The sequence below is a fragment of the Hyphomonas sp. UBA4494 genome (assembly GCF_002388935.1).
In the GTDB taxonomy this organism is placed as follows: domain Bacteria; phylum Pseudomonadota; class Alphaproteobacteria; order Caulobacterales; family Hyphomonadaceae; genus Hyphomonas.
On sequence record NZ_DGNK01000002.1, the window covers coordinates 16,975 to 41,411 of the forward strand.

General features: G+C 60.5%; 24 protein-coding genes. 17 read left to right on the plus strand and 7 right to left on the minus strand.

Annotation, left to right across the window (positions count from 1 at the left end):
• Positions 1 to 937: 937 nt before the first annotated feature.
• Positions 938 to 2,620, minus strand: a complete 1,683-nt coding sequence (locus B2P82_RS00375; RefSeq protein ID WP_290494285.1) for an electron transfer flavoprotein-ubiquinone oxidoreductase — start codon at positions 2,618 to 2,620, stop codon at positions 938 to 940.
• Between the two features lie 94 nt (positions 2,621 to 2,714).
• Here B2P82_RS00375 and B2P82_RS00380 point away from each other — a divergent pair, with 94 nt between their 5' ends.
• Together B2P82_RS00380 and B2P82_RS00385 are read left to right on the plus strand one after the other, a co-directional pair.
• Positions 2,715 to 3,503 carry a uracil-DNA glycosylase gene (locus tag B2P82_RS00380; protein WP_290494287.1) on the plus strand — a complete coding sequence of 263 codons (789 nt, stop codon included), beginning with the start codon at positions 2,715 to 2,717 and terminating at the stop codon, positions 3,501 to 3,503.
• Positions 3,500 to 3,745: a hypothetical protein gene (locus B2P82_RS00385; RefSeq protein WP_290485372.1), complete on the plus strand. Its 246-nt coding sequence runs from the start codon at positions 3,500 to 3,502 to the stop codon at positions 3,743 to 3,745. The genes B2P82_RS00380 and B2P82_RS00385 overlap by 4 nt, the downstream gene beginning before the upstream one ends.
• A 72-nt stretch (positions 3,746 to 3,817) precedes the next feature.
• Here the strand turns inward: B2P82_RS00385 and B2P82_RS00390 are convergent, their stop codons facing one another.
• Positions 3,818 to 4,294 (minus strand): hemerythrin domain-containing protein, encoded by a 477-nt coding sequence (locus B2P82_RS00390; protein ID WP_034811465.1) that lies wholly within the window; start codon positions 4,292 to 4,294, stop codon positions 3,818 to 3,820.
• Between the two features lie 85 nt (positions 4,295 to 4,379).
• Here B2P82_RS00390 and B2P82_RS00395 point away from each other — a divergent pair, with 85 nt between their 5' ends.
• The 4 genes from B2P82_RS00395 (at position 4,380) to B2P82_RS00410 (ending at position 7,359) form a co-directional block, all read left to right on the plus strand.
• Entirely contained in the window at positions 4,380 to 5,063 is a 684-nt protein-coding gene (locus B2P82_RS00395) for a TIGR04283 family arsenosugar biosynthesis glycosyltransferase (RefSeq protein WP_290494289.1), read from the plus strand.
• Positions 5,063 to 5,668 (plus strand): TIGR04282 family arsenosugar biosynthesis glycosyltransferase, encoded by a 606-nt coding sequence (locus tag B2P82_RS00400; RefSeq protein WP_290494291.1) that lies wholly within the window; start codon positions 5,063 to 5,065, stop codon positions 5,666 to 5,668. The genes B2P82_RS00395 and B2P82_RS00400 overlap by 1 nt, the downstream gene beginning before the upstream one ends.
• Positions 5,669 to 5,742: 74 nt before the next feature.
• Positions 5,743 to 6,153, plus strand: a complete 411-nt coding sequence (locus B2P82_RS00405) for a BLUF domain-containing protein (RefSeq protein WP_206990864.1) — start codon at positions 5,743 to 5,745, stop codon at positions 6,151 to 6,153.
• 114 nt (positions 6,154 to 6,267) lie between these two features.
• Positions 6,268 to 7,359 (plus strand): PA0069 family radical SAM protein, encoded by a 1,092-nt coding sequence (locus B2P82_RS00410; protein WP_242517334.1) that lies wholly within the window; start codon positions 6,268 to 6,270, stop codon positions 7,357 to 7,359.
• Here the strand turns inward: B2P82_RS00410 and adhP are convergent.
• Positions 7,356 to 8,384, minus strand: a complete 1,029-nt coding sequence (gene adhP, locus B2P82_RS00415; protein ID WP_290494295.1) for an alcohol dehydrogenase AdhP — start codon at positions 8,382 to 8,384, stop codon at positions 7,356 to 7,358. The two genes, B2P82_RS00410 and adhP, sit on opposite strands and share 4 nt — an antisense overlap.
• A gap of 311 nt (positions 8,385 to 8,695) precedes the next feature.
• On the opposite strand from adhP, the gene B2P82_RS00420 reads away from it, so the two are divergent.
• A complete protein-coding gene (locus tag B2P82_RS00420) occupies positions 8,696 to 9,904 on the plus strand; it encodes a site-specific DNA-methyltransferase (RefSeq protein ID WP_290494297.1) in 1,209 nt (402 codons plus the stop codon).
• Positions 9,905 to 9,946: 42 nt separating this feature from the next.
• On the opposite strand, the gene B2P82_RS00425 is transcribed toward B2P82_RS00420, so the two are convergent.
• Together B2P82_RS00425 and B2P82_RS00430 are read right to left on the minus strand one after the other, a co-directional pair.
• On the minus strand, positions 9,947 to 11,011 hold the full coding sequence (locus B2P82_RS00425; RefSeq protein ID WP_290494299.1) for a BON domain-containing protein: 1,065 nt from the start codon (positions 11,009 to 11,011) through the stop codon (positions 9,947 to 9,949).
• A 104-nt stretch (positions 11,012 to 11,115) separates the two neighbouring features.
• Positions 11,116 to 11,955 (minus strand): hypothetical protein, encoded by an 840-nt coding sequence (locus B2P82_RS00430; RefSeq protein ID WP_290494302.1) that lies wholly within the window; start codon positions 11,953 to 11,955, stop codon positions 11,116 to 11,118.
• A 48-nt stretch (positions 11,956 to 12,003) separates the two neighbouring features.
• On the opposite strand from B2P82_RS00430, the gene B2P82_RS00435 reads away from it, so the two are divergent.
• Positions 12,004 to 12,921 carry a fatty acid desaturase family protein gene (locus B2P82_RS00435; protein WP_290494304.1) on the plus strand — a complete coding sequence of 306 codons (918 nt, stop codon included), beginning with the start codon at positions 12,004 to 12,006 and terminating at the stop codon, positions 12,919 to 12,921.
• A 7-nt stretch (positions 12,922 to 12,928) separates the two neighbouring features.
• Here B2P82_RS00435 and B2P82_RS00440 read toward each other — a convergent pair whose 3' ends face one another.
• Together B2P82_RS00440 and mutY are read right to left on the minus strand one after the other, a co-directional pair.
• Positions 12,929 to 14,872 carry a sialate O-acetylesterase gene (locus B2P82_RS00440; protein WP_290494307.1) on the minus strand — a complete coding sequence of 648 codons (1,944 nt, stop codon included), beginning with the start codon at positions 14,870 to 14,872 and terminating at the stop codon, positions 12,929 to 12,931.
• A gap of 73 nt (positions 14,873 to 14,945) precedes the next feature.
• Entirely contained in the window at positions 14,946 to 16,001 is a 1,056-nt protein-coding gene (gene mutY / locus B2P82_RS00445) for an A/G-specific adenine glycosylase (RefSeq protein ID WP_290494309.1), read from the minus strand.
• 38 nt (positions 16,002 to 16,039) lie between these two features.
• Between mutY and B2P82_RS00450 the strand changes: the two genes are divergently transcribed.
• The 9 genes from B2P82_RS00450 to B2P82_RS00490 all read left to right on the plus strand — a co-directional run bounded on the left by B2P82_RS00450 (position 16,040) and on the right by B2P82_RS00490 (position 24,379).
• A complete protein-coding gene (locus tag B2P82_RS00450) occupies positions 16,040 to 16,621 on the plus strand; it encodes a DUF721 domain-containing protein (protein ID WP_290494311.1) in 582 nt (193 codons plus the stop codon).
• Positions 16,622 to 16,649: 28 nt separating this feature from the next.
• Positions 16,650 to 17,285, plus strand: a complete 636-nt coding sequence (locus B2P82_RS00455; RefSeq protein WP_290494313.1) for a DsbA family protein — start codon at positions 16,650 to 16,652, stop codon at positions 17,283 to 17,285.
• Between the two features lie 74 nt (positions 17,286 to 17,359).
• Positions 17,360 to 18,031 (plus strand): DsbA family protein, encoded by a 672-nt coding sequence (locus B2P82_RS00460; protein WP_198019722.1) that lies wholly within the window; start codon positions 17,360 to 17,362, stop codon positions 18,029 to 18,031.
• Between the two features lie 18 nt (positions 18,032 to 18,049).
• Positions 18,050 to 21,517, plus strand: coding sequence for a chromosome segregation protein SMC (gene smc, locus B2P82_RS00465; protein WP_290494316.1), 3,468 nt, complete (start codon positions 18,050 to 18,052; stop codon positions 21,515 to 21,517).
• 149 nt (positions 21,518 to 21,666) lie between these two features.
• Positions 21,667 to 22,023: an AtpZ/AtpI family protein gene (locus B2P82_RS00470; protein ID WP_051607505.1), complete on the plus strand. Its 357-nt coding sequence runs from the start codon at positions 21,667 to 21,669 to the stop codon at positions 22,021 to 22,023.
• A complete protein-coding gene (locus B2P82_RS00475; RefSeq protein ID WP_206990875.1) occupies positions 22,020 to 22,802 on the plus strand; it encodes a F0F1 ATP synthase subunit A in 783 nt (260 codons plus the stop codon). The genes B2P82_RS00470 and B2P82_RS00475 overlap by 4 nt, the downstream gene beginning before the upstream one ends.
• A 116-nt stretch (positions 22,803 to 22,918) precedes the next feature.
• The gene (locus B2P82_RS00480) at positions 22,919 to 23,155 is read left to right on the plus strand and encodes a F0F1 ATP synthase subunit C (RefSeq protein WP_027838455.1); all 237 of its coding nucleotides are present in this window, start codon (positions 22,919 to 22,921) and stop codon (positions 23,153 to 23,155) included.
• A gap of 83 nt (positions 23,156 to 23,238) precedes the next feature.
• On the plus strand, positions 23,239 to 23,778 hold the full coding sequence (locus tag B2P82_RS00485; protein WP_034811441.1) for a F0F1 ATP synthase subunit B family protein: 540 nt from the start codon (positions 23,239 to 23,241) through the stop codon (positions 23,776 to 23,778).
• Between the two features lie 13 nt (positions 23,779 to 23,791).
• A complete protein-coding gene (locus tag B2P82_RS00490) occupies positions 23,792 to 24,379 on the plus strand; it encodes a F0F1 ATP synthase subunit B family protein (protein ID WP_206990878.1) in 588 nt (195 codons plus the stop codon).
• The last annotated feature ends 58 nt before the right edge of the window (positions 24,380 to 24,437 follow it).

Sequence of the window (24,437 nt, forward strand, 5' to 3'; positions counted from 1 at the left end):
AGATTTTTTCCGGTCTCGAGGCTTTCAATGGCGGCTGCGTAGCTGATCGCCTCTTCAGGCTCTGCATCAGCCAGCTTTTGGTAGACCGCCTTGGACTCCTCAATCCGACCAAGCCGCTGCAACAACAGGGCATGGCGCGAAATTACCGTGCGGACGTGGCTATAGAGCAGGCCCTTTGGGTCAAACTGATGTTCCGGCGCCTCGATCTCGGCGGGTGTCATGAACTCATAGACCGCGAGCGCCTGTTCTGGCCGTCCTGATGCTTCCAGCATGGCGGCAAGGGACAGGTCTCCCGTCAGACCAGGCATGGCCCCCGCAGCACCGCGATGGCGCTCGATCGCCTCATCCGGACGCCCGTCCATGGCGAGCAACCACGCATCAAGAAAGGCGTAGAAGCCGGTCTCGCCCTCTTCATCGCTCTGGCTATTGGCGGTCTTCAATATGTTGCGCGCCGCAACCGTGTCGCCGTCAGCCGCCCGGTCCAGCGCCAAGAAGGCATCAAATAGTGGACTGACATCGCGGTCTTCCTGCGACAGGCCGGAGGTCATCTGGAGGAAGGCGGCCATGTCACCGGCCTTCACCGCATCCAGCGGCGCCGGATAAGCGGAAATACCGACCGGCTTGCCGTTTGCCCCTATCACAGCAGTGGCGCGGGCCGCCGGGGAGAGTGGCACAGCGCTTTGAGCGATCGGCACTTCGGCCTCGACCTCCCGCAAGGCAGGTGCGGGCTCTGTGGCGCAGGCCCCAAGGGCGAGCGAAAGAGTCAGGATAGAGGCAGTAAGAGTTAGTCTTGGGCGCATATGAACGGCTCACTTCGGGTTCGCTTTGACGCCGAGTGAAGCAGTCCGATGCGGCAAGAGCAAGGCGCGAAATGGAGAAAGCGCGACAGGGTTAACCCCATCGCGCTTTCCGGAAACCATAAGGCTTGAAGCCCTGATTACATGTTCGGATAGGCCGGGCCGCCACCACCTTCGGGCACCGTCCAATTGATGTTCAGATTTGGATCCTTGATGTCGCAAGTCTTGCAGTGAATACAGTTTTGGGAGTTGATCTGGAACTTCAGTTCGCCGCCCTCCTCAATCCACTCATAGACGCCTGCCGGGCAGTAACGCGCCGATGGGCCAGCATAGACATCATGCTCGGAAGCCTTCTGAAGCGCCACTTCCTTCACGACAAGATGAACGGGCTGGTCTTCGCCGTGATAGGTATTGGTGAAGGACACATTGGTCAGCTTGTCGAAGCTGATCTTGCCATCCGGCTTCGGATAGTCGATCGGCTTGAACTTCTTGGCTGGTTTCAGCGCGGCTGCATCCGTCTTGCCATGCTTCAGCGTACCAAAGAATGAGAAGCCGCCGAACAGGCTGGAAATCCACATTTCGAGGCCGCCCATCGGAATACCGATCGCCGTTCCCAGCTTGGACCAGAGCGGCTTCACGTTCCGCACCTGCTTCAGCTCCTTGTAGACCGAAGAAGCCTTGTAGGCATCCTCGTATGAGGTCAGCACGTCGCCCTGACGGCCAGCCTTGATGGCTTCATAGGCAGCTTCCGCACCCATCATGCCCGTCAGGATCGCATTGTGGCTGCCCTTGATGCGCGGCACGTTGACGAAGCCTGCACCACACCCGATCAGCGCGCCGCCGGGGAATGAGAGTTTCGGCACCGACTGAAAGCCGCCCTCGGTGATGGCCCGCGCGCCGTAGGCGACACGCTTGCCGCCTTCCAGGTGCGGCAGCACGGAGGGGTGGTGCTTGAAGCGCTGGAATTCCTGATAGGGCGAAATGTACGGGTTCTCATAGTTCAGATGAACCACGAAGCCGACCGATACGAACGGCTCGCCATTGTCTCGGAAATGGTAGAGGAAGCTGCCGCCGCCGGTCGAATTATCGAGCGGCCAGCCCATCGTGTGCTGGACGTAGCCCTCATTGAATTGCTCTTCGGGTATGGACCACAGCTCTTTCAGGCCGAGGCCAAATTTCTGCGGGTCGCGGCCTTCATCCAGATTGTACTTGGCGATCAGCTGCTTCGTCAGCGAGCCCCGGGCGCCTTCGGCGAACAAGACATATTTGCCGAGCAACTCCATGCCCGGCTCATAGTCCGGCTTGTGCGTACCATCGGCGGCGATACCCATGACACCGGCGACGATGCCTTTGACTTCGCCATTTTCACCCAGCACGAGATCTGAGGCGGCAAAGCCGGGGAAGATTTCCACGCCCATATTCTCGGCTTCCTGGCCCAGCCAGCGCGCCACATTGGCGAGCGAGCCAGTATAGTTGCCATGGTTCTTCATGAAGCCCGGCATAGGCAGCCAGGAAATGTCTGCCTCGCCCTTCGGGCCGAGGAATTTGAACTTGTCGCCGGTGACTTCGGTCTTCAGCGGACGGTCGTCGCGCTCACGCCAGCCGGGGATCAGCTTGTCGAGGCCGACCGGGTCCATGACCACGCCGGACAGAATGTGAGCGCCAATCTCGCCGCCCTTCTCGATCACGACGACTTCAATGTCTTCGCCAGCTTCCTGTGCGAGTTGTTTTGCCCGGATCGCCGCGGACAGACCCGCAGGGCCACCGCCAACGATGACCAGGTCATATTCCATCGACTCGCGCTGTACAGCGTCATCAGCCATTGGTTTCTCCTCCTTGCGGGTGATAGGGTGCCCGCTCATAAGCCCATTTGATTAAGCAATTACAGCGTCTATCAGGAAGGTCCAGAGCGTCCAGATGCCCACCCCTGCGTCAATTGATGCAATTAAGGCCCTCACCGAGTGGTGGGGCGACATGGGCGTGGAAGTCGATGACGCTGCGGTAAAGGCCTATCTGAAGGTTGCCGACAGTGCCGCGCCGCCTGCTGCAGTTGCCCAGGATGCCCCTGTGCGCCGCCCACGCCGGAAGAAAACGGACTGGGTTGAAGAGGCCAAAATTGCCGCAGCGGCCTGTGATTCGGTCGAGGCGCTAAAAGCCGCCATCGTAGCCTTTGAAGGCAGCCCGCTGAAAAGCGCATCAGAAAATACAGTCGTCTATGATGGCACGCCGGGTGCCAGCCTGATGGTGATCGGCGAAGGGCCGGGCGCCGAAGAGGACCGCAAGGGCCTGCCCTTTGTGGGCAAGGCCGGACAGCTGCTCGACAAGATGCTGGCGGCCATTCACCGTGACCGCACGGAAAATGCCTTCATTACCAATGTGAATTACTGGCGCCCCCCGGCCAACCGGAATCCGGAAGCCGAGGAGCTCGCCGTATGTCGTCCGTTTGTGGATCGGATGGTGGAACTGGTCGCTCCGAAAGTGATTATTGCCGCGGGCGGCGTGCCAGCCAAGTCCTTGCTCGATAGCGCAGATGGCATCATGCGCCTGCGTGGCACGGAACATGTTTTCAAGACCGCCGGTGGATTCACCGCCCCGCTGATCCCAATCCTGCACCCGGCCTATCTTTTGCGCCGCCCACAGGACAAGTCCCGCGCATGGCGGGACTTGTTGCTGGTGGAGAAACGGCTCGGGGAGCTTGAATCGTGAAAAAGGGGAATTCAAGGCTTGGCGAATTCGGCAAAGGCATCCTGACACTTTTGACCGTTGGCTTCCTCGTCTTTCTTCTGGCTCTTGCACTGACGCACTGGCTGCTGAGTGTGCCATTATTGCAAACAGTGCTTTCGGTAGCCATCGGCGCGGGCTTCGTCATTGGCTCGATTGCGGCGTGTTCCAGACCCCTCCGAAATTGGATCTATGATAATTTTTACCTTCCGGACCTGCCATTTTGACGGGGTCAAAATGGTCAGCGTCCCCACTGGCCTGAGCGCCAAAAACCGGGACCGTCAGAACTAATCAGGTAATTATTCCTCCAGAGCCTCCTCGGCCTTCTGATCAACCAGCTTCATTTCGCGTTGCTTGCGCTCAAGGAAGGCTTCGCCGATCGAGCCATCTTTATCAGGGCCAATCACGTCCTTTGCGACGGGGAAGATTTCGGTCTCTTCCTCATCGATATGATGCTCGTAATCATGGCGCAGCGTCTTGAAACGCGTCAGCCAGCCAGGGGAACTCATGTCCATTTCATCCAGTTCCTGAATGATGTCGTCCAGTTCCTTGTGCTCGGCAACCGAGTGACGGCCCTTCGGCTGGCCCTCCTCGCCCTTCATCAGGGGCGCATAAAATGTCTCTTCCTCGGCGGCGGCATGCCCGCCCACATCGTAATAGAACTCCTTCCAGAGCTTGCGGCGCTTGGACGAGTCGCCTTCTGTCTCGGCCAGTTGGGCCAACAGGTCGCGATGGGAGTCATGGTCTTTCTTCAGGGTTTCGTAAATCGAGGGCATGTGAGGGATCCTTTGTCTGGTTTCTCTCAAACGCGTTAACCCCTGCCCGGTTCCGCGCCATGCGATTGCCTGATAGGGAGAGAAAATGCCCGCACCGCTCTCGATCATCATTCCCACACTGAACGCCGCCAGCGACCTGCCAGAGTGTCTGCAGGCCTTGATGCCGGGGCTTGAGCTGGGGCTGATCCGTGAGGTGATTGTCTCGGATGGCGGCTCGGACGATGCTACGCCGCGCATTGCCGGGGACACCGGCGCGACGTGGATCACCGGCGCCAGCGGTCGCGGCGCGCAACTCGCCGCCGGCGCCGACACTGCACGCGGCGACTGGTTGCTCTTTCTGCATGCCGACACGTATCTCTCGCCCGACTGGGCTGAACGCGCCGCCCACCATATGGATCGCCGCGCTGAATCGGCCGCGGCTTTCACACTGAGATATCGCTCGGACGATCGCGCCGCCCGCTGGCTGGAAGCTCGCGCCAATCGGCGCGCGCGCATGTTCGGCCTGCCCTATGGCGATCAAGGTCTGCTGATCTCCCGCAAGCTGTACGATGCGGTCGGCGGCTTTGCCGACGTGCCCTTGATGGAAGACGTGATGATAGCAAGGGCCCTCGGCAAGAAACGGCTTGTCCTGCTGAACGCCGACGCGCGCACCTCGGCTGAAAAGTATGAGCGCGATGGCTGGCGCAGGCGCGCCTGGAGCAATGCCTTCCTGCTCACCCGTTTCTTGTTGGGGGCGAAACCTGAAATCCTCGCCAAGGCGTATCGTTGATGCGGCGCACCCGTGTCCTCATCTTCGCCAAGCCGCCCCGCATGGGGCTGGCCAAGACGCGACTCGCCGCCGGTTTGGGCCGTACCGAAGCGCGCCGCATTGCACATTTCACGCTCGCCCGCACCATGCGAGCCGTCCGCTCCAGCGGCCTGGACGTGGCCCTCTATCTCGCGCCAGACCACGCGCTTGGCGAAACACTGGGCGGAACTTGGCCGCCACACCTGCCCCGCTTCAGTCAGGGGTCAGGCACGCTGACCGAGCGACTTGGCAAAGGCCTCGCCGACTCGCCGAATGGGCCGGTCCTCTTCATTGGCACCGATGCTCCGGACATTTCTGCCACTCTGCTACGCCAGGCCGTTCGTGCGTTACAACGCACCGATGCCGTGTTTGGCCCAGCAGATGATGGCGGCTTCTGGCTTTTCGGTGTGAACAAACGCCCCGGTCTTCCATCACTTTTCGACAATGTACGCTGGTCCGGTCCCCATGCACGCGCTGATGTGCAAGCAAACCTTCCCTCCTCATTTCGCCTGACACTGTTAGAAACATTGCAGGATCTGGATGAAGAGCCGGATTGGCGAAGGTGGAATGCAAACAAACTTCGTTAACTTGACCCAGGTTATCGTCCCCAACGGAAAAGCATTGTCCAACAGAATTCTTGGCCCCAGAGAGCAGGACGCCCATGTATCGACTGATCTATATCAGCACTGCGTCTGACGCCCTCACGTCCGCCGATGTCGATGCGATTGTTGACGCGTCGATCCGCAATAATGCACCTCGGAACATAACGGGGGTCCTGATCTATAATGGTTTGAACTTTCTCCAGGTGCTGGAAGGCACACGACTGAACGTCGAAGAGGTCTTCAACCGTATTGTCCAAGACCCTCGCCATATTTCGGTCACCACGGTTCTGGCCGAATCCGCAGAGCTGCGCATGTTTGCCGGCTGGAGTATGGCCGGACGAAAGACCTCGGCGCTGGCTGGCCGACATGAATATGAGAAGATCGGTGAAACGCAGGATGTCCTGGCCCGCCAGATGCCAGCCCGTGTCCGTCAAATTCTGGAAAATTTCTGCTCGCTGAAGGGCATTTGATTCCACAGGTTTTCGGCATTCACGTAAATTTATGTTCTTGATTTGTTCCGTTATCTGTGGCCTGTTCTGGTCATGAGAACTGGACAGAAACTCTCCCCCACCGGCAGAATAAATTTGATCGACACACGCCAGGTTGAAGAACGCTTCCAGCAGCGTGGGCGCGGAGCGATCTCAAACCAGACCGGCCGTTTCGAGCTCGAAACACGCCAGGCCTTTGATGATGGCTGGGGCACGATTGAGGATGATGACAGCCGGATGGAGACCCTTCTGATGAAGGATTCGGCCCGCACCATCATCACCTTCAACAAATCGCCTGACATCTCGTTCGACAGAACGGTAAACCCGTATCGCGGCTGCGAGCATGGCTGCATCTATTGCTTTGCCCGACCAACCCATGCCTGGGGCGGGCTTTCGGCAGGGCTCGATTTCGAGAGCAAGCTGTTCTTCAAGGACAATGCCGTCGAGCTGCTGAAACGGGAATTGTCGCGGCCACGCTATATCCCCCGGGTCATCGCGATGGGCATGAATACCGATGCCTACCAGCCCGTAGAGCGGGAAAAGCGCCTGACCCGTAGCCTGCTGGAGGTTCTGTCCGCGCACCGCCACCCGCTCAGCCTTTTAACCAAGTCAGCTCTGATCCAGCGCGACATCGACCTGATCGCGCCGATGGCCGAAGCAGGGCTTGCACGAGTTGGCATCTCTCTGACCACGCTGGATCGCACGCTCTCACGCAAGATGGAGCCGCGCGCCGCCACGCCGCAGCGTCGACTGGACACGATCCGCGCCCTCAGCGACGCAGGTATTGAAGTAACCGTAATGACTGCGCCAATCATTCCCGGCCTCAATGATCATGAGATCGAAAACCTGCTGGAAGCCGCCGCCGATCATGGCGCGACCCGTGCGGGCTATGTGCTGTTGCGCCTGCCCTACGAGATCAAGGATCTGTTCCATGAATGGCTGGTCCAGCATGTACCGGATCGGGCCGCCCGGGTGATCAACCACATCAGGGACATGCGCGGCGGCAAGGATTATGACGCCAACTGGCATGAACGGATGCGCGGCGGCGGCCCGGTGGCCGACATCATCTCAAGGCGCTTCGGCCGCTGCGCTGCCAAGCTCGGCATGAACCAGCCACGGGGCGCCCTGCGCACTGACCTCTTTCGCATCATTGAGGATTGCGGCGGCCAGATGCGCCTCGATATCTAGGAGAAATCGAGCACAATCCGTCCGTCGATGTCACCCGCGAGCATCTTGTCGAATACACTGTTGATCTCTTCCAGACGTGCCGTTGCCGTATGGGCTTTCACGGCGCCAAGCTTGGCGAAATCCAGCGATTCCTGGAGATCCAGCCGCGTCCCGACAATGGACCCGCGCACCGTGATCCCATTCAGCACCATGTTGAAAATCGACAGAGGAAAGTCGCCGGGCGGCAATCCGTTCAGCGAAACCGTCCCACCCCGCCTGACCATGCCGAGCGCTTGCTCAAAGGCCTTCACTGACACGGCCGTGACGAGAGCGCCATGTGCTCCGCCAATCTCCTTGCGCAGGAAGGCTGCCGGATCCGTTTTGGCGGCATTCACAGTCACCTCCGCGCCAAGCTGCTTCGCGAGGGCAAGCTTGGAATCATCGATATCCACCGCCGCCACGCGACGTCCCATGGCTTTTGCGTATTGAACCGCCATGTGGCCAAGACCGCCCACGCCTGAAATCACCACCCAGTCGCCGGGCTTGGTGTCAGTCACCTTGAGCCCCTTGTAGACCGTAACGCCTGCGCACAGGATCGGTGCGATTTCCACGAATGGAATATTATCCGGCAAATGCCCCACATAATTCGGGTCCGCTATGGCGTATTCGGCAAACCCGCCATTCACGGAGTAGCCCGTATTGCGCTGGCTCTCGCAGAGAGTCTCCCAGCCGCCCATGCAATGGTCACAATGCCCGCAAGCTGAATAGAGCCACGGCACGCCCACCCGGTCGCCTTCCTTCACATGCGTGACACCCGCTCCCACGCCCGAGACGAAACCAACGCCCTCATGACCCGGTATGAAGGGCGGATTGGGCCTTACCGGCCAGTCACCATGCGCGGCGTGCAGATCGGTATGGCAGACACCGCACGCTTCGATCTTGACCTGAATTTCGCCCGGCCCCGGCTCCGGAGCTTTCACCTCCTCAATCACCAGCGGTTTGCCAAATTCACGCACCACGGCGGCTTTCATGCTTTTTGCGGTCATTGTCGTCTCGCCTCCATTTTCCGGAAGTTTAGGCAAAGCCTCAGAAAGCGGGATAAGGACAAACCCTGAATTTGGCTGGGTAACGGGTCTTTCCCGAAATGCGGCCTTGCATGCCGCACCTTACACACTGCCAATTCACAGGCTTTCCCCGATTTTATCCACAGCACTATCCACAAGGAAAATCTGCGGCTAGTTTCGATATCGAAACATTTCGGGCTGATTCGGATGCGCAATAATTAGGGATTCAGAAACCGGCGTCCGGCACTGATTCGCGCTTCGATAAGACACATAGCGCAAGCGGGGCTGAACCAATGGAATTACAGAAGAACGTGATCATGCAGGGCGATTGCATCGACATCCTGTCACGCCTGCCGGACAGGTCGGTTGATCTCGTCTTTGCCGACCCTCCCTACAACCTCCAGCTTGGTGGTGGCCTGACCCGACCCGATCAGTCCGTGGTCGATGGTGTTGACGACGATTGGGACAAGTTCGACAGCTTCGATGCCTATGACCTGTTCTGCCACCAGTGGCTGGAAGAGTGCCGCCGCGTCCTGAAGGATGATGGCGCAATCTGGGTGATTGGCTCGTACCACAACATCTTCCGCGTCGGCACCGCGCTGCAGGATCTCGACTACTGGATCCTCAACGACGTGGTGTGGCGCAAGACCAACCCCATGCCGAACTTCCGCGGCCGGCGCTTCACCAACGCCCACGAGACCATGATCTGGGNNGTCGGCGCGATCCTGCAGGATCAGGGCTTCTGGATCCAGAATGACGTGATCTGGCTGAAATCGAACCCCATGCCGAACTTCAAGGGCACCCGCTTCCAGAATGCCCACGAAACCCTGATCTGGGCCGGAAAGTCCGAACAGTCTAAATGCACATTCAATTACGACGCGCTGAAAGTCTTCAATGACGACAAGCAGATGCGCTCCGACTGGATGATCCCGCTTTGCACAGGCGGCGAACGCCTCAAGGATGACGACGGCAAGAAAGCTCACCCGACGCAGAAGCCGGAAAGCCTTTTGCAGCGCGTCCTGCTGGCAACGACCAATCCGGGCGACACGGTCCTCGACCCATTCTCCGGCACCGGGACCACCGCCGCCGCCGCCAAACGCCTCGGTCGCAACTATGTCGGCATCGAGCGCGACGAGACCTATGCGCGCCTGTCGCGGGCCCGCCTGAAGGCCATCGAGCCCATTGAAGGCGCTGTGCTCGAAACGGAGCGCAGCAAGAAATCCCTGCCGCGCGTGCCATTCGGCGCACTACTGGAAAATGGCTGGCTGAAACCTGGCGACCGCCTGTTCAGCCCCCAGCGTCGCTATCAGGCCCGTATCCGCGTCGACGGCTCGCTGACCACCGGCACGTCCACCGGATCGATCCACCGCCTCGGCGCACATGTCCAACAGGCGCCGGCCTGTAATGGCTGGACTTATTGGCACTATGAGGATCCCAAGCGGAACCTCGCTCCAATCGACATGCTGCGCCGGCGCTATCGAGAGGAAATGGGCCTCAACTAGAGCTTGTTTCTGGCGTCACAGCACATTCGGGTGTTGTGACGCTCAGATTCGCGAGAACAGGTTTCTTGCGAGCGTTTCTGCGACCGCAGCATGGTTCGGGATCGTCCCCGAAAGCGTGATATTGAACTGATGCTCGCCCACATCGACCCAGATTGCGCTGTCACCCAAATAGCCATCTGAGGCCACGCGCGTCAGAACGACGGCCCGGTCTCCCAATCCGGAAATCGCTTCTCCGCCTATTTCCAACATTCGGTCGAGGCTGGTATCGCCTTGGCCATACCGCGCGAGCGTTACGGACTTTGCATTTGCCCCGTAGCCACTGCTCCATTTGCAACCTGCTGCCCCGTAAACGGCGCTGTGCAGGCCATCTTCCGGCGTTGCGCCGATCATGGAGCCAACACTTTCGTCGGACCAGATTTCACAGAACTCCAGAGCGGGCACAATCTCCCGAAACTGCTTTTCAGTAGTGGGCGCGGTTGGCAGTTTGGCAGCAACTTCCTCGGCGGTTGCCGCAAGGCGCACAGGGTCTGTCTCCAGACCCGTCACGAAGATCGTTACAAGCTTCTCGTCCTGTTCAAATCCCATCGCGTACGGGCGCTCTTTCTCCCACGCCGTATCGTACAGAATAAACGCTGCATCGCCGGGTCCGGGCTGGCCTTTCACAACAGGCGGCGCGTCCAGATTGTAGTCCCTGTCCTTTAGCGGTGTCGCGGTTGCAGCAGAAGCCACCGACACGACGACCGAGAAGCCCGCATTCCTGGACCACCTGCACTCCTCATTCGAAACCTCCCGGCGGACCAGCACATAATTTGTCTCTGCCGTTGCGACCGCCGTGGTGTCCGACAAAAACGGGCACGGCGCTGTTTCCTTGACGGTCTCGGCAACCAGACCAAACAATGCGTCTCGATTGAGCGGCGTCGTCGGCAAAGCAGCGCTAAGCCCCTGTTCGGACACATGATCATCAGCGGAGCCTTCCGCCGACTCTGCTTGCTGTGACAACGAAGCCGATTGATCGGCCGATCCGGTTGCGGAGGTTTCATTTCCGCATGCTGTGAGTGTCAACACTGTGCCCAAGGCGCACAATGCGAACGCGTTTCTGAATGTCATGGTATGTCCCCGATCTACTGTTCGAGAACTGTATAGGATGGACAGTCGGGAATGCCTAGGAATACCCGCCCTGTCGGGCGCGCCCGAACCAAAGCGGCGCTGGATCAGTCCTGCGCCGCTTTTTCTATGGCATCATAATAGCGTTGCCAGCAGATCTGTCCGATCTGGTTGTATTCCAGCATCTTGTCCGCCATCCGCAGGAACCCTTCCTGGTCTCCGAGCGCCGGTGGCAGCAATGGGTCGAAATTGATCGCCCGGATCACCGGCTGCCCGATCAGGAGGGTCTCGCGCGCTGCCTCATCCACGCTGCGCGTCATCAAGCCAGCCAGACTGGTCTCCATGGCCTGGATCGCGCGCGCATAGGATTGCGACAACTCTTCCGGTGACCACAGGCGCGTCCAGTCAAACGACCCCGCCATCGCGACCTGAGAGGTTCGGGTCAGGATAATACCGTCATCCGCGCCGATATCGATCAGACTGGTCCGATGCGTGTCCAGTTCACTCGCCAGGTTGGCAGGACGAACCCAGAAACCTTCCTCCGTCTGCTGGTATCCGAACAGGGCCAACGCCCGCTCACGTGCCCGAAGCTGCTTGCGGTCGCTCCGGCCAAGATGCCTGGTCAACGCCACCAGCCAGTCGCCATTCCAGTCGACCACCCGGTCAGCCACATTCTGCCACTGCTGCACCCGACGCTTGAGTGCCTGCGCTCTGGGGCCTGGAACATAGACACCGCGTTCTCGGCTCTCCAGCAGATCATCCTTCATCAGGCGCGTCACAGCCACACGCAGGGTCGCCGCCTCGATCCCGAACAGTGCCGCCGCATTGATAAGCCGGCCAATCGGCTGGGGCGCATCCGTCGTACTGCTCATCAAGGACAGGATAAGCGCGCGCGCTGACACGTCTTCAGACTTGAGAGGTTCAAAATAATACACGAATTGACTCATAATGAAATTATATGTAACAAACCTTAAAGCACAGGATGGAGACCTGCCATGTCGAACACGATGAAGCTATCCGAAGCGCTGACAAAGGATGAGCTTCGCGAGTTGCGCACGAAGTCTGATCTTCGCGCGTTGGCGACGCTTGTCTGGAATTGGGGGTTGATCATTGCGGCCTTTGCGGTCGCCATCATCTGGCCAAATCCGCTGACAATCCTCGCAGGTATCCTCATTCTGGGCGGTCGCCAGCTCGGCCTGGGCATCATCAATCACGATTGCGCCCACCACGCCTTTTTCAAGAGTCAGAGGGTCGATGATTTCGTCGGCCACTGGATCGCGGGCGCGCCGATGAACATCTCCCTGCCCGCCTATCGCGCCTACCATTTGAAGCACCACAAATATGCGGGCACGCCAGACGATCCCGACATCATCTTTGTAAAGAACTACCCTGTCCCGAAGGACAGCCTGCGTCGAAAATTCGTGCGCGACCTGACCGGCCAGACGGGCCTGCGCGATACGCTGCGCAAGATCCGCAGCTTCAAACTATCGCGCAACTGGCCGTGGCTCACGTTCCATATCGCACTGGCCGGCACCCTCACCGCTATTGGCGCACCGTGGGCCTACCTCATGTGGTGGGCGGCAGAACTCTTCATCTATCCAGCCATAGTGCGCCTGCGCCAGATCGGCGAGCATGGCACCGCGAAAGACCGGACCAGCCTCGATCCGCGCCTCAATACCGGCACCACGGTCGCCCCATTCTGGCAGCGCGTGCTGATCGCGCCGAATGATGTGAACTATCATCTCGAGCATCACATGTTTGCATCAATCCCGCCTTACAGGCTGAAACGGCTCCACAAGCTGCTGTCATCGCGCGGCTATTACGAGACATTTGATTGCATCTCGCATGGCTATGACGATGTTATCCGCCGCGCTGTCCGCAATGACGCCCCAGAGATGGTGCCTGCTGAATAGGCTGGCGCTACTCAACCGCGATCCAGAACGGACCGGCCGGCATCCCGGTCCCGTCGAAGAGATTGCAGAGGGGGGAATCGCCCTGACAATAGCGGACCTCGGACACCGCCTCATCTTCTGCCTGCACGACCACAGTATCGCCATCAAGCTTGGCTGAAGCATATTTGCACGCATCCGCATCGCACAGCTCCATGCCAATCACACTCCCTGCACTGACCGTCACCAAGCCGTCTTCCACACCCTCAAACGCAATACGAATTGTGCTGCCGTCTCGCACCGCCCGACTCGCCACGGCGCCAGACGCGCCTGCATCCACCTCACCATAAACGAGAGACTTCATCACCCGCACGACCCGTTCGGCCACCGCGAGCTTGTTTGGCGGATGAATGTCCACCGGATCGCCCATATCAATCGTCACGGCGAGCGCCACACGATCATCCCTGGCAGCGACGCGGCGCATGGATTCTCGGATCACCCCCCAGCCCGGCTTGCCAGCCTCTGTGGGTAGCGCGCCATATCGCGGCAGCTGCACAACAGTTACCGGCAAGTCAGCTCCAAACTTCGCGCGCCAATCCTGCACCAGCAGATCAAGCAGACTTTCATAGGCGACGCCATCGCCCGCATTGGATTCGCCCTGATACCAGATTGCCCCTTTCAGGCGGATGCCAGACAACGGCGCAATCATCGCATTGTGCAACATCGTGTAGCCCTTGATCGTGAACCAGGGCGCAGGCTTCGGAGCGCTTACGGCCGAATCCACTTTGCGATAGGCCCACCCCTCGGCCAGCGACTGGCTTGAGCCGTCCTCCAATTCCACGCGCAATTCAGAAGCCGGTCCGTTCATGCCGCCATCGCCATAATCATTATGGGCGTTGACCAAAATAGTGTTCTTGCCCGGCTTGAGGAGATCGGCTGAAACCTCGTACGCGCGCAATCCTCCCCAATGGAATGTCGTGCCAATTGCCGTGCCGTTCAGCCAGGTCATGTCGGTATCATCGACCGCGCCAATATGGATGGTCGCAGCCTGCTCTGCCTGCTGAGGAGTCAGATCAAAACTGACCTTGTGCCAAACCATGCCGAGATGATCGGTGAGTTCCGGGTCTCCCCATTTGCGCCAGTCGCGCAGCGTGCCGGGCACGGGCTTCCACTCGCCTGCGTCTGCATCTTCCCACGGCGCAGTTCCTTCGGTCGCGGGGTCGTCCCGCCAGCTCTGCTGCCAGCTTTCCGAATAGATCTTCGCTGCCACGCCCCGGTCAGTCTTGTAGGTTTCCAGCAAGGCCACTTGTTTGGTATGGTCCGGCATTGCGCCGATGATCTCGCCATCAATCCAGGGCTCGATGCGTGAGCCGCCCCAGCTCGAATTGATCAGACCGACAGGAACATCATAGGCTTCTGACAATGCCCGCCCGGCATAGTAACAGACTGCCGAGAACCCCGCTGCGGTCTCCGGCGTCGTGACGGCCCAAGCGCTGTCGCCCGGCAATTCCGCATTCGGAGCAAGCGAGAGATCCTTTTCGACCTGCAGCAGGCGAATATTGGAGTGGTCCGCAGCGGCGACTTCCCGTTCAGCATAGGTCACACGTGACAGTGGATATTCCATGTTCGACTGGCCGGAACACAAGAACACATCGCCCGCCAGCACATCCTCTAACGCCTGCACTGTATCACCTTCGACGGTGACGGAAATTTCATGTGATCCGCCTGCTGAAAGCTCGGGAAACTCGACCCACCATCGGCCGTCCCGGCCGGCACGAACAGGCGTGGACGCCGCGTCCAGCGAAACGATGAATTCCGCGCCGGGATCCGCCGTTCCGAACAGGCGCACCGGTGCATCGCGCTGGATCACCATATGGTCACCGAACACGCTGGCGAGCTTCGGCGCCTCTGCATGTGCGCCCAGTCCAATCAGGGCCAACGCCCCGCATGCCATCATCGTCTTGCTGGTAAACATGTCCTGTTCCGCCCTCTTGTATTTTGGCAGGAACTTTCCCGAAGGCGATGATATTGTCCAGTGTTAGCGGTAACTAAATTTCCGCAACTGCCAGCCGGAACGCCTTGGCAAACACGCTTGGCAGGCCTTCGACCTCATCGAGTTTGACCCACCGGCCGTCGGCAACTTTCGGCTTGCGCGATGCCTCGGCGCGCATCACCCGAAAGCGAAACGCGAAATGCGTGAAGACATGGCGTACCTCGCCGACCTCCTCCCAGGCCGCTTCGGCAGGCGAAGGCGTTGGCGGAAAATCGCCCTCCACCCAATCGCCCGTCGGCAGCGCCAGCATCCCGCCGAGCAGGCCCTTGTCCGGGCGGCGCACCAGCAGCGCTTCCCCCTTCACGACCAACACATAAGCAATTCCAAACCGTACGGGCTTTGGCACTTTTGCGGGCTTGATCGGATAGCGTTCAGGCGCCCCTTCGGCCCGCGCTGCGCACAGGGACGACAGTGGACAGATCAGGCAGTTCGGCTTGGTCGGCGTGCACACGGTTGCGCCCAGATCCATCAGCGCTTCAGCAAATTCTCCCGGCCGGTCCTCCGGCACCAGCGCCCGCACTGTTTCGGCAATCACCTTCTTCTCAGCGGCCCATTCGCCTTTCAATGCCAGCAGGCGCGCGAACACGCGATCGACATTGCCATCCACCGCCGCCGCTTTCTGGTCAAAGGCAATCGCCGCGATCGCGCCAGCCGTATATGGCCCGATACCGGGCAGTTTGCGCAGTTCGGCCTCTGTTTCCGGAAAGCCTCCGCGTGCAGCGACTTCACGCGCACATTTCAGCAAATTCCGCGCTCGCGCATAATAGCCGAGGCCCGCCCACGCACTCATCACCTCTTCATCCTTTGCCGCCGCCAGCGCCTCAATGGTTGGCCAGCGCGTAAGGAAGGTATGAAAGTATGGGGTGCCATGCGGGATGGTCGTCTGCTGCATCATGATCTCGCAGAGCCAGACACGGTACGGGTCAGGCCGCTCGCCCACTGCCCGGTCTGCCGGCAGCGTGCGCCAGGGCAAGTCGCGTGCATGACGCTCGAACCACGGCAGCAATTTGCCCGGCAGGCTGTTCAAATCTCTGTGCTTTGCCGGTGCCATGCCTTTTCCTCGCCCGAAAGCCGTGCAATCTCGTACGAATGGTCACGAGATCAACCCTTGATCCCATAGAGGAAGCTCGCGCGCGCGTCCGCCTGCGCTACCAGCGCGCGACACGCACTTATTCCAACATGCGCCAGGTCGGGCTTGCCGCGGAACGGGTCGGCCGTAAATCCGGCGCCAAGAAACTGCCCCCCATTCAGGTTCTCCGCCAGCGCTGGCGCGAGATCGCTGGCGAACAACTCTATAAATACTGCCGCCCGGAGCGGCTCAGCGGTGGCAAGGATGGTCGCGTGCTGACCCTGCTCGTCGTGCCGCAAGCCGCCCCGATGGTGCAGCACCAGTCCGAAACGCTGCGACAGCGCGTGTCAGTGTCCGCGGGCGGCGACATTACCGCCATCAAGATCAAGCAGGGATCGCTCGGAACAGAACCGCCCAAGACGCTGCGTCGCAAAACGCGTCCGCTCTCACTGAAAGAGCGCAAGGAACTTGAGGAATCGACCTCCGGAATTCAGAACGACAAGCTGCGCGCCGCAATTGTTGCACTCGGCGAGGCCATGTTAACCGCAGAAGATACGCCGCCCAACGCCAAGCCTGGCAAGGATAGCGGCCTGCCATTCTGATCCCGCCCTGCCCGCAAGGAGCCCCGACATGCTGAAATCCATTCTGACTGCCGTCACGGCTGCCGCCTTCCTGGCCATGCCTGCCCTTGCCGAAGACCTGTCTGTTGGCCACTCCAAGGGCTCGAAAGACGCGCCACTGACGATCATCGAATACGGGTCTCTCACATGCGGTGGATGCAAATACTTCCACGACAAGATCCTGCCACGCATCGAGGCCGATTATATCGAGACCGGCAAGGTCCGTTTCATCTTCCGTGAAGTCCTGCGCAATGATGTCGATACGGCTCTCGTGACCATGGCGCGCTGCGCTGGCCGGGACAAATTCTTCGAGGCAACCGGCACAATGTTTGCGCGTCAGCCTGATGTCATCAAGTCGGCGCAAGCTGGTACGGTGCTCGACACTTTCATCGAGATCGGCACGCCCTATGGCATTCGGGACGTCGACACGTTCAATGCCTGCTACACCGACATGAATGTCCGGCTCGACATGGCCGAAGTGCAGGAAAGCGCCGAGGAATATGAGCTGCGCGGCACGCCAACGCTGGTTATCAACGGCGAGGAAAAATACGTCGATGACGACTTCAAGTCGGCCGATGCGTTCGCCGCTTATCTCGACACACAGCTTGCCGCGCTCCCCGATTCGACCGGTTCAGAGGCAAATTAGTTAACAGAACAGGTGGTTGCAGTTAATCAATTGGCAACCAAACCGACTCAATCCTTAACGCGAAGGTTATGATCATGAATTTCTTCTCACGACGCACTGCGCTTGCAGCGATTTCAGCGCTGGCCCTGGTCGCCTGTGGCGACACCGGTGCCGACACATCGCCTGCAGGTGGCAACGCCGTGACAGCTGGCAGCGAGCTTGGCCACGTCAAAGGGGCGGCAGACGCACCTGTCACCCTGATCGAATATGCCTCGCCCACCTGCCCGGCCTGCAAGTACTGGCATGATGACATCCAGCCAGTTGTCCAATCGGACTATATCGACTCCGGCAAGGTGAAACTCGTCTTCCGCGAATACCCACTCCACGCGCCGGATGTTCCTGCTTACCTCGTCGCCATGTGCGCGGGCGAAGACAAGTACTTCGACGTGCTGGACGAGCTGTTCGAATACCAGTCCGGCATCATCGAATCCGCGCAAAACGGCGTCCTGAAGGCCATGCTCCAGACCATCGGCCAGCGGCACGGCATTGAAACCGAAGCCGACTTCGATGCCTGCATGAACAATCGCGACCTGCGCCAACAGATGGCGGACATCTACCAGACGTCCGAAAAGTTCGGCGTCACCGGCACACCAACCTTCATCATCAATGGTGAAGTGCACCAGTTCGCCAACATGAACTCCGCTGAGAAGGTCACAGCCGCGCTGGACGCCGCGCTTGAAGCTGCAGGCGTCTCAACAGACGAGTAAGGATATGGGGGAGCCAGTATGAAGATAACCGAACTCCGTATTGCTGGCTTCAAATCCTTTGTGGACCCTCAGGACGTGCCAATCGAACCCGGCCTGACCGGGATCGTCGGGCCGAATGGCTGTGGCAAGTCCAATCTTCTGGAAGCCCTTCGCTGGGCCATGGGCGCAAGCTCTGCACGTGCCATGCGCGGCGGGGAGATGGATGACCTCATCTTCTCCGGTGCGGATGGGCGGCCGGCCCGCGAGACCGCTGAAGTCACGCTCGTGCTGGACAATTCCAAACGCACCGCGCCACCGGAATTCAACGCCTCCGACACACTGGAAGTTATCCGCCGCCTGAAGCGCGGCGCAGGCTCCACCTACAAGCTGAATGGCCGGACTGTACGCGGCAAGGACATCCAGCTCCTGTTCGCGGATGCTTCGACCGGCGCGAACTCCCCGGCTCTCGTGCGCCAGGGTCAGATTTCGGAACTGATCGGCTCCAAGCCGCAGAACCGCCGCCGTATCCTTGAGGAAGCCGCCGGCATTGCAGGCCTCAATTCCCGCCGTCACGAAGCCGAGCTGAAGCTGAACGGCGCCGAGACCAATCTGGAGCGCCTGTCGGAAGTCTCCGCTGAAGTCGAGCGCCAGCTCGCCAGCCTCAAGCGCCAGGCCGCCAAGGCCCGCAAATACAAGCGCCTGTCTGAAGAGATCCACGCCCTCGACGCGCTGATCGCGCACCTGCGCTGGCATGAGGCCAAACTCGCCTGCGACACGGCCCGCACGCAATTGGACGAAGCCCGCCGCGCGGTTGAGGAAAAGACACGCGAAGACGCGATGCGGGAACGCGAGCGCATTGAGGCCGGTGAAGGACTCAATCCCCTGCGCGAAGCTGAAAGCGTTGCCGCCGCCAAGCTCGGACAGGCGCGCATCACGCTGGCAAGGCTGGAAACCGAGCGCAAGGTCGCCGCCGAGACCCATGAACGCCTCGATGCCGAAGCGACCCGCCTGATGGAAGACATCGAGCGCGAGCAGGACCAGAAACTCGAAGCCGAAGACGCCCTCGCCCATGCGAAGTTTGAGCTGTCTTCGCTGCCGGTCCTGAACGAAGCCCAGAACGAGGAAATCGAGGCCGAGACGCGAAAGGCGCTCGAAGATGCCCGCACACGTCTCGCGGGCGCGGAGAAAGCAGCCGACGAAGCGCAGGAACGCCTGTCGGAAGTGCGCGCCCAGCGCCGCGCTTCGGAGGAGAATGCCTCCGCCCAACGGCGTCGCCAGTCTCAGCTCAGTTCTGAAATCGACCGCCTGAAAGGCGAAATGGCCCGGATCGAAGATGCCGTGTCGCTGGTCGGCCGCCTGCGCGATGCCAAAGCGGCCGAACAGGATGCCGAAGCCGCCCTGCAAGACGCCGAACGCGCCGTCGAAACCGCCGAGGCCACACTCAATTCGACCCGTGAGGCGGAAACGTCCGCACAGGCGCCCCGGGATGCGGCCCAGCAAGATGTGCGCGCGCTCGAGGCCGAAATTTCTGGTCTGCACAAGCTGCTTCGCAAGGCCGAAGGCCCAAAAGCCCCGCCAGTTGTCGAGCGCATTCGCACGCAGGATGGCTACGAGAAAGCCATTGCAGCCGCTCTGGGCGACGATATCGAAGCCCCAACAGATCGCTCTGCCGCAATGTATTGGGGCGGCGCGTCGCTGGCTTCGCAATCCCTGCCGCAGGGTGCCCGCCCGCTGACAGATGTGACCGAGGCTCCCGGCGAGCTCGCGGCGCGGCTTGCCCAATGCGGCGTTGTGGACGTGGCCGATGGCGAGCGCCTGATGGCCCAGCTCCAGCCCGGCCAACGACTGGTTTCCGTCGAGGGGCATCTCTGGCGCTGGGATGGTTATATCCGCACACCAGATGCACCGGTCAGCGCAGCTGCACGTCTTGAACAACAGGCCCGGCTTGAAGCCGCCGAAGCCGAACTGCCCGCTCTGACCGCCACCTATGAGGCGCGTGAGGCAGACCTTGTAGCTGCCCGTGACGCCCGTCAGACGGCTGAGGTGAAACTCCGCGACCTGCGCCAGGCCATTGCCCCGGCCCAGCGCGCGCTCAGCGAGGCACGCAATCGCGTCTCACAGGAAGCACAAGCCTCCGAACGCGCAGCCATGAAGCGTGACACAAGCGGTGAAGCCCTTACCCGCGCCGAGGCCGACCTTGCCATGGTCAATGAGACGCTGGCCATGATTGCACCGGAAGGCCCGGCGGAAAACGAAGCCGCGCTCGAAACCCGGCTCGCCGAAGCACGTACGATGGTGGCCGAAGCCCGCACCGCTGAGATCGAAGCGCGCGGCCGCCTGACAGACATTACACGCGGTCGCGAACAGGCTGCTGCGCGTCGCGATGGCCTCGAACGCGACATCAAGACATGGTCCGGCCGCATTACCGCGACCGAGGAGCGCGTGGCGCGCCTGATTGAGCGCCGCCAGTCTGCTGCTTCCGATGCCCTGGCCGCCAAGGCACGCCCCGAACAGCTGGCCGCCGAGATCGAGAACCGCAGCAACGAAGTCGAAGCGCTGGAAACCGAACGCAAGCGCGTCGCAGACCAGCTCGCCGAAAAAGAAGCCGCCATCCGCGAGGCCGAACAGGCCGCCCGCGCCGCCGCCAATGCCGCCTCAGAAGCGCGCGAGAACCTTGCCGGTTGGAAGGTGAAGCTCGAAAACGCCGAAGGCCGGCTCGAAGAATCGGTCGAGATCGCCCGCAACAATTTCCAGCGTACGCCGGAAGGCCTGTTGGCGATTGCCGAAGCAGGCCTCGAAGAAGAGACGATGGGCGAGTTCACGCCCCGCGATGCCGAACGCCGCGCCGATGAGCTCCGCCGCACGCGCGACCAGCTGGGCGGCGTGAACATGAATGCCGAGGAAGAAGCCGAAGAACTCGAAGAACGGCTCGGTTCGCAGGTGACCGAGAAGGAAGACCTCGTCGCCGCGATCGGCAAGCTGCGCCAGGGCGTCGATGCCCTGAACGCCGAAGGCCGCGAACGCCTGCTGAAGGCGTTCGAGCAGGTCAATGAACACTTCAAGGCGCTGTTCACAGCCCTGTTCCGCGGCGGCCAGGCTGAGCTGCGCCTCGTCGATGCCGATGATCCGCTGCAAGCCGGGCTCGAAATCATGGCTCAGCCACCTGGCAAGAAGCTCGGCACGCTGAACCTCATGTCCGGCGGCGAACAGGCCCTGACGGCGGCCGCACTGATCTTTGCGGTCTTCCTGTCCCGCCCCGCGCCGATCTGTGTGCTGGACGAGGTGGNNGTGGACGCGCCGCTCGATGACGCCAATGTCGACCGTTTCTGCAACATGCTGAACGAAATGCGCCAGCGCACCGATACGCGCTTCGTGGTGATTACCCACAATCCGGTCACGATGAGCCGGATGGACCGTCTTTTCGGCGTCACGATGCGGGAAAAAGGCGTTTCCAAGCTGGTTTCTGTGGACCTGCAGGCAGCCGAAGAGCTCGTTGCGGCGGAGTAGCGCACACCCACACTATAGAAATCCAATAGAATCAGACCTCTAGCTTTCTGCAATCGCGGTTGACTTGCCTGCCCCCAATACATAGTTTGCGCCGAAATCCGGGGGGCACCCCATCAGAAGGGATTCGCTTGCGCGAAGCTTAGCAAACCATGTCCAGTGAAGGCCCGAACGACCTCGGTGAACGTATCGCCCAGGCTCAGGCGGCCAGAGCGGCAAAGGATGCTGCAAAACGCAAGTTGGATGCAGATGATGGAAGTCTTTCGGCCGGGGCCTACGCCCTGCGATACGGCGCGGAATTTGTCGCCTGCATCTTTGTCGGAGGCCTCATTGGTTTCTGGATCGACGCATTCGCAGGAACAAAGCCCTGGGGCCTGCTGATTGTCGGGACACTCGGCTTCGCAGCAGGTATACGAGCGATGATGCGCGCCTATCGGGAGCTGAATGCCCGGGCGCTAGGAAACTTATCGGAGCCTGAGGCTCCAACAGACGGGACCGGGAACGAATGAACTTCGCTCTGCAAAACACCGCGATTGATCCGATCCACCAGTTCCAGGTCACGAAGTGGCTGGACCTGCGCCTCGGCAATATCGACATTTCCTTCACCAACGCCTCCGGCTTCATGCTGCTGGGCGTGGTGCTCTGCATCGCCTTCTTCGGCTACGCCGCTTCCAAGAAGGCGCTGGTGCCGGGCCGTACGCAATCCATGGCCGAGATTGGCTATGGCTTCGTCGCCGACATGGTCCGCTCGACCGCTGGTGAAGAAGGCCTGCGTTTCTTCCCGTTCGTCTTCACGCTTTTCTTCTTCGTATTCTTTGCCAACATGATCGGCATGGTGCCTTACGCCTTCACCACAACCAGCCATCTGGTCGTGACCGGCGCCCTGGCCCTGCTCGTGATCGGCATCGTCATCGGCTTCGGCATCTGGAAGAACGGCCTCAGCTTCTTCAAACTGTTCGCCCCATCGGGCGCCCCTTGGCCGATCTATTTCATCCTCGTGCCTATCGAGGTCATTTCCTTCCTGGCCCGTCCGGTCACACTGGCGCTGCGTCTGTTCGCCAACATGCTGGCTGGCCACATCATGCTGAAACTGTTTGCAACCTTTGCAGCCCAGCTCATCGGCGCGGCCTTGTCCGGCGCGGTGTTCATGGGTGTGGTCGGCATCCTGGCCTTCGGTATGGGTATCGCGCTCAACGCACTCGAACTTCTTGTGGCAGGTCTTCAGGCCTATGTTTTCGCAATCCTGACCTGCGTTTACCTGAACGACGCACTGCACCCGTCACACTAAGGACTCTTCGCCAGTGCGGCCCTTGGGCACGCACTAAAAAACTTGACGCAGCCTAACGAACACGCTTCACGGGCCGCAAATTATTGAAACCCTTGCATTCCAAACAGGAGACGACCATGGAAGGCGATATCGCACTCGGCCTCAAATATGTAGGCGCTGGCCTCGCAACTCTCGGCATGATCGGTGCCGCGATCGGTGTGGGCAACATCTTCAGCTCGTTCCTCGACGCTGCCATGCGCAACCCGTCCGCTGCACCACAGCAGACCGGTAACCTCTTCATCGGTATGGCCCTCGCAGAGGCACTCGGCATCCTGTCGTTCCTCGTGGCCGTCCTGATCCTGTTCGTGGTCTAAGCCACTTACACGCCAAGAACGGGCCGGCGGACTTGATAGACCACCGGCCCGATCCAGCCTGATGCTGCACTTGAGGTACTGAAATGCTGCTCGCCCTGCTTGCGGAAACTGCCCATCACCTACCGGATGACGCGCCGCCTCCGTTCCCGCCTTTCGAGGCGTGGCACATGCCGGGCCAGTTGTTCTGGCTCGCGATCCTTTTCGCGACCCTCTACTTCTCCCTCTCGCGCTTCATCCTGCCAAAGATGTCGGACACGATCGAAAAACGGTCTGACCGCATCGCCTCTGATCTTGATCAGGCAGCCAAGCTGAACGAGCAGGCCACCGAAGCCCAGCAGGCGCTCGAACTGCGCATTGCCCAGGCCAAGGCGAAAGCCCGCGAAACAGCGAACAAGGCAGCGGCCAAGATTGATGCCGAAATGACGGCTGAAACGGCTCGCGTCGACGCCGAGATCGAAAAGAAGCTGGACGCTGCCGAAGAGCGGATCTCCGCCCTGCGCGCAACGGCCATGCAGAATGTCGAACAAATCGCTGTAGACGCAGCTGACGCCATGACGGCCCGTTTCGGCCTCAAGGCCTCTGCGGCTGACCTCAAGAAAGCCGTTTCGACGGCTCTGAATTAAGAGAGACATGCAGATGACCCTTCGTCTTGCCCCTGCCCTCACCTTCGCTGCGCTGGTCGCATCACCCGCCTTTGCCGCATCTGATGCGCATGGCGGTGGCGGCTTCATCGGCGGCTTCATGTATTCGCTGACCGATCCGGTCACGCACACCGCATTCCTGGCTTTCGCGGCCTTCCTGTTGATCGCATGGCGCATGGGCGCCCTGAAGACGATCCTCGGCGGCCTCGACAAGCGCGCAGACGACATCCGCAACGAGCTGGAAGAAGCCCAGAGCCTGCGCGAGCAGGCGGCTGAAGCCCTCGCCCTCGCTGAGCGTCGCCAGCAGGATGCAGACAAGGAAGCCGAAGCGATGATCGCCCAGGCCAAGGACGACGCCAAGCGGATCATGAAAGAGGCCCGCAAGGATATTGCAGACCGCCTCGCCCGCCGCGAAGCGCTGGCCGAAGCCCGCATCACTCGCGCCGAAGCCGAAGCGACCGAGGAAGTCCGCCGCGCCGCTGCAGACGCTGCCACGGCCGCTGCGAAACGCCTTCTGGCCGAAGACACGGCCGTCGACCAATTCGAATCCGCTGCCCGCGAAATCGAAAAAGCCCTCGGCTAGAGCGGGGACACCTTTCAGCCTCTCCCCGGCTCATATTTTTTAGAACCCCTGACCTGCC

Bases quoted from the DNA above. Each gene is read 5' to 3' on its own strand.
- mutY (WP_290494309.1), bottom strand. From the start codon at position 16,001: ATGGCACCGGCAAAGCACAGAGATTTGAACAGCCTGCCGGGCAAATTG.
- B2P82_RS00450 (WP_290494311.1), top strand. From the start codon at position 16,040: ATGGTCACGAGATCAACCCTTGATCCCATAGAGGAAGCTCGCGCGCGC.
- B2P82_RS00490 (WP_206990878.1), top strand. From the start codon at position 23,792: ATGACCCTTCGTCTTGCCCCTGCCCTCACCTTCGCTGCGCTGGTCGCA.
- B2P82_RS00440 (WP_290494307.1), bottom strand. From the start codon at position 14,872: ATGTTTACCAGCAAGACGATGATGGCATGCGGGGCGTTGGCCCTGATT.
- B2P82_RS00380 (WP_290494287.1), top strand. From the start codon at position 2,715: ATGCCCACCCCTGCGTCAATTGATGCAATTAAGGCCCTCACCGAGTGG.
- adhP (WP_290494295.1), bottom strand. From the start codon at position 8,384: ATGACCGCAAAAAGCATGAAAGCCGCCGTGGTGCGTGAATTTGGCAAA.
- B2P82_RS00435 (WP_290494304.1), top strand. From the start codon at position 12,004: ATGTCGAACACGATGAAGCTATCCGAAGCGCTGACAAAGGATGAGCTT.
- B2P82_RS00460 (WP_198019722.1), top strand. From the start codon at position 17,360: ATGAATTTCTTCTCACGACGCACTGCGCTTGCAGCGATTTCAGCGCTG.
- B2P82_RS00405 (WP_206990864.1), top strand. From the start codon at position 5,743: ATGTATCGACTGATCTATATCAGCACTGCGTCTGACGCCCTCACGTCC.
- B2P82_RS00425 (WP_290494299.1), bottom strand. From the start codon at position 11,011: ATGACATTCAGAAACGCGTTCGCATTGTGCGCCTTGGGCACAGTGTTG.
- B2P82_RS00390 (WP_034811465.1), bottom strand. From the start codon at position 4,294: ATGCCCTCGATTTACGAAACCCTGAAGAAAGACCATGACTCCCATCGC.
- B2P82_RS00430 (WP_290494302.1), bottom strand. From the start codon at position 11,955: ATGAGTCAATTCGTGTATTATTTTGAACCTCTCAAGTCTGAAGACGTG.
- B2P82_RS00480 (WP_027838455.1), top strand. From the start codon at position 22,919: ATGGAAGGCGATATCGCACTCGGCCTCAAATATGTAGGCGCTGGCCTC.
- B2P82_RS00395 (WP_290494289.1), top strand. From the start codon at position 4,380: ATGCCCGCACCGCTCTCGATCATCATTCCCACACTGAACGCCGCCAGC.
- B2P82_RS00455 (WP_290494313.1), top strand. From the start codon at position 16,650: ATGCTGAAATCCATTCTGACTGCCGTCACGGCTGCCGCCTTCCTGGCC.
- B2P82_RS00375 (WP_290494285.1), bottom strand. From the start codon at position 2,620: ATGGCTGATGACGCTGTACAGCGCGAGTCGATGGAATATGACCTGGTC.
- B2P82_RS00400 (WP_290494291.1), top strand. From the start codon at position 5,063: ATGCGGCGCACCCGTGTCCTCATCTTCGCCAAGCCGCCCCGCATGGGG.
- B2P82_RS00470 (WP_051607505.1), top strand. From the start codon at position 21,667: ATGTCCAGTGAAGGCCCGAACGACCTCGGTGAACGTATCGCCCAGGCT.
- B2P82_RS00475 (WP_206990875.1), top strand. From the start codon at position 22,020: ATGAACTTCGCTCTGCAAAACACCGCGATTGATCCGATCCACCAGTTC.
- B2P82_RS00485 (WP_034811441.1), top strand. From the start codon at position 23,239: ATGCTGCTCGCCCTGCTTGCGGAAACTGCCCATCACCTACCGGATGAC.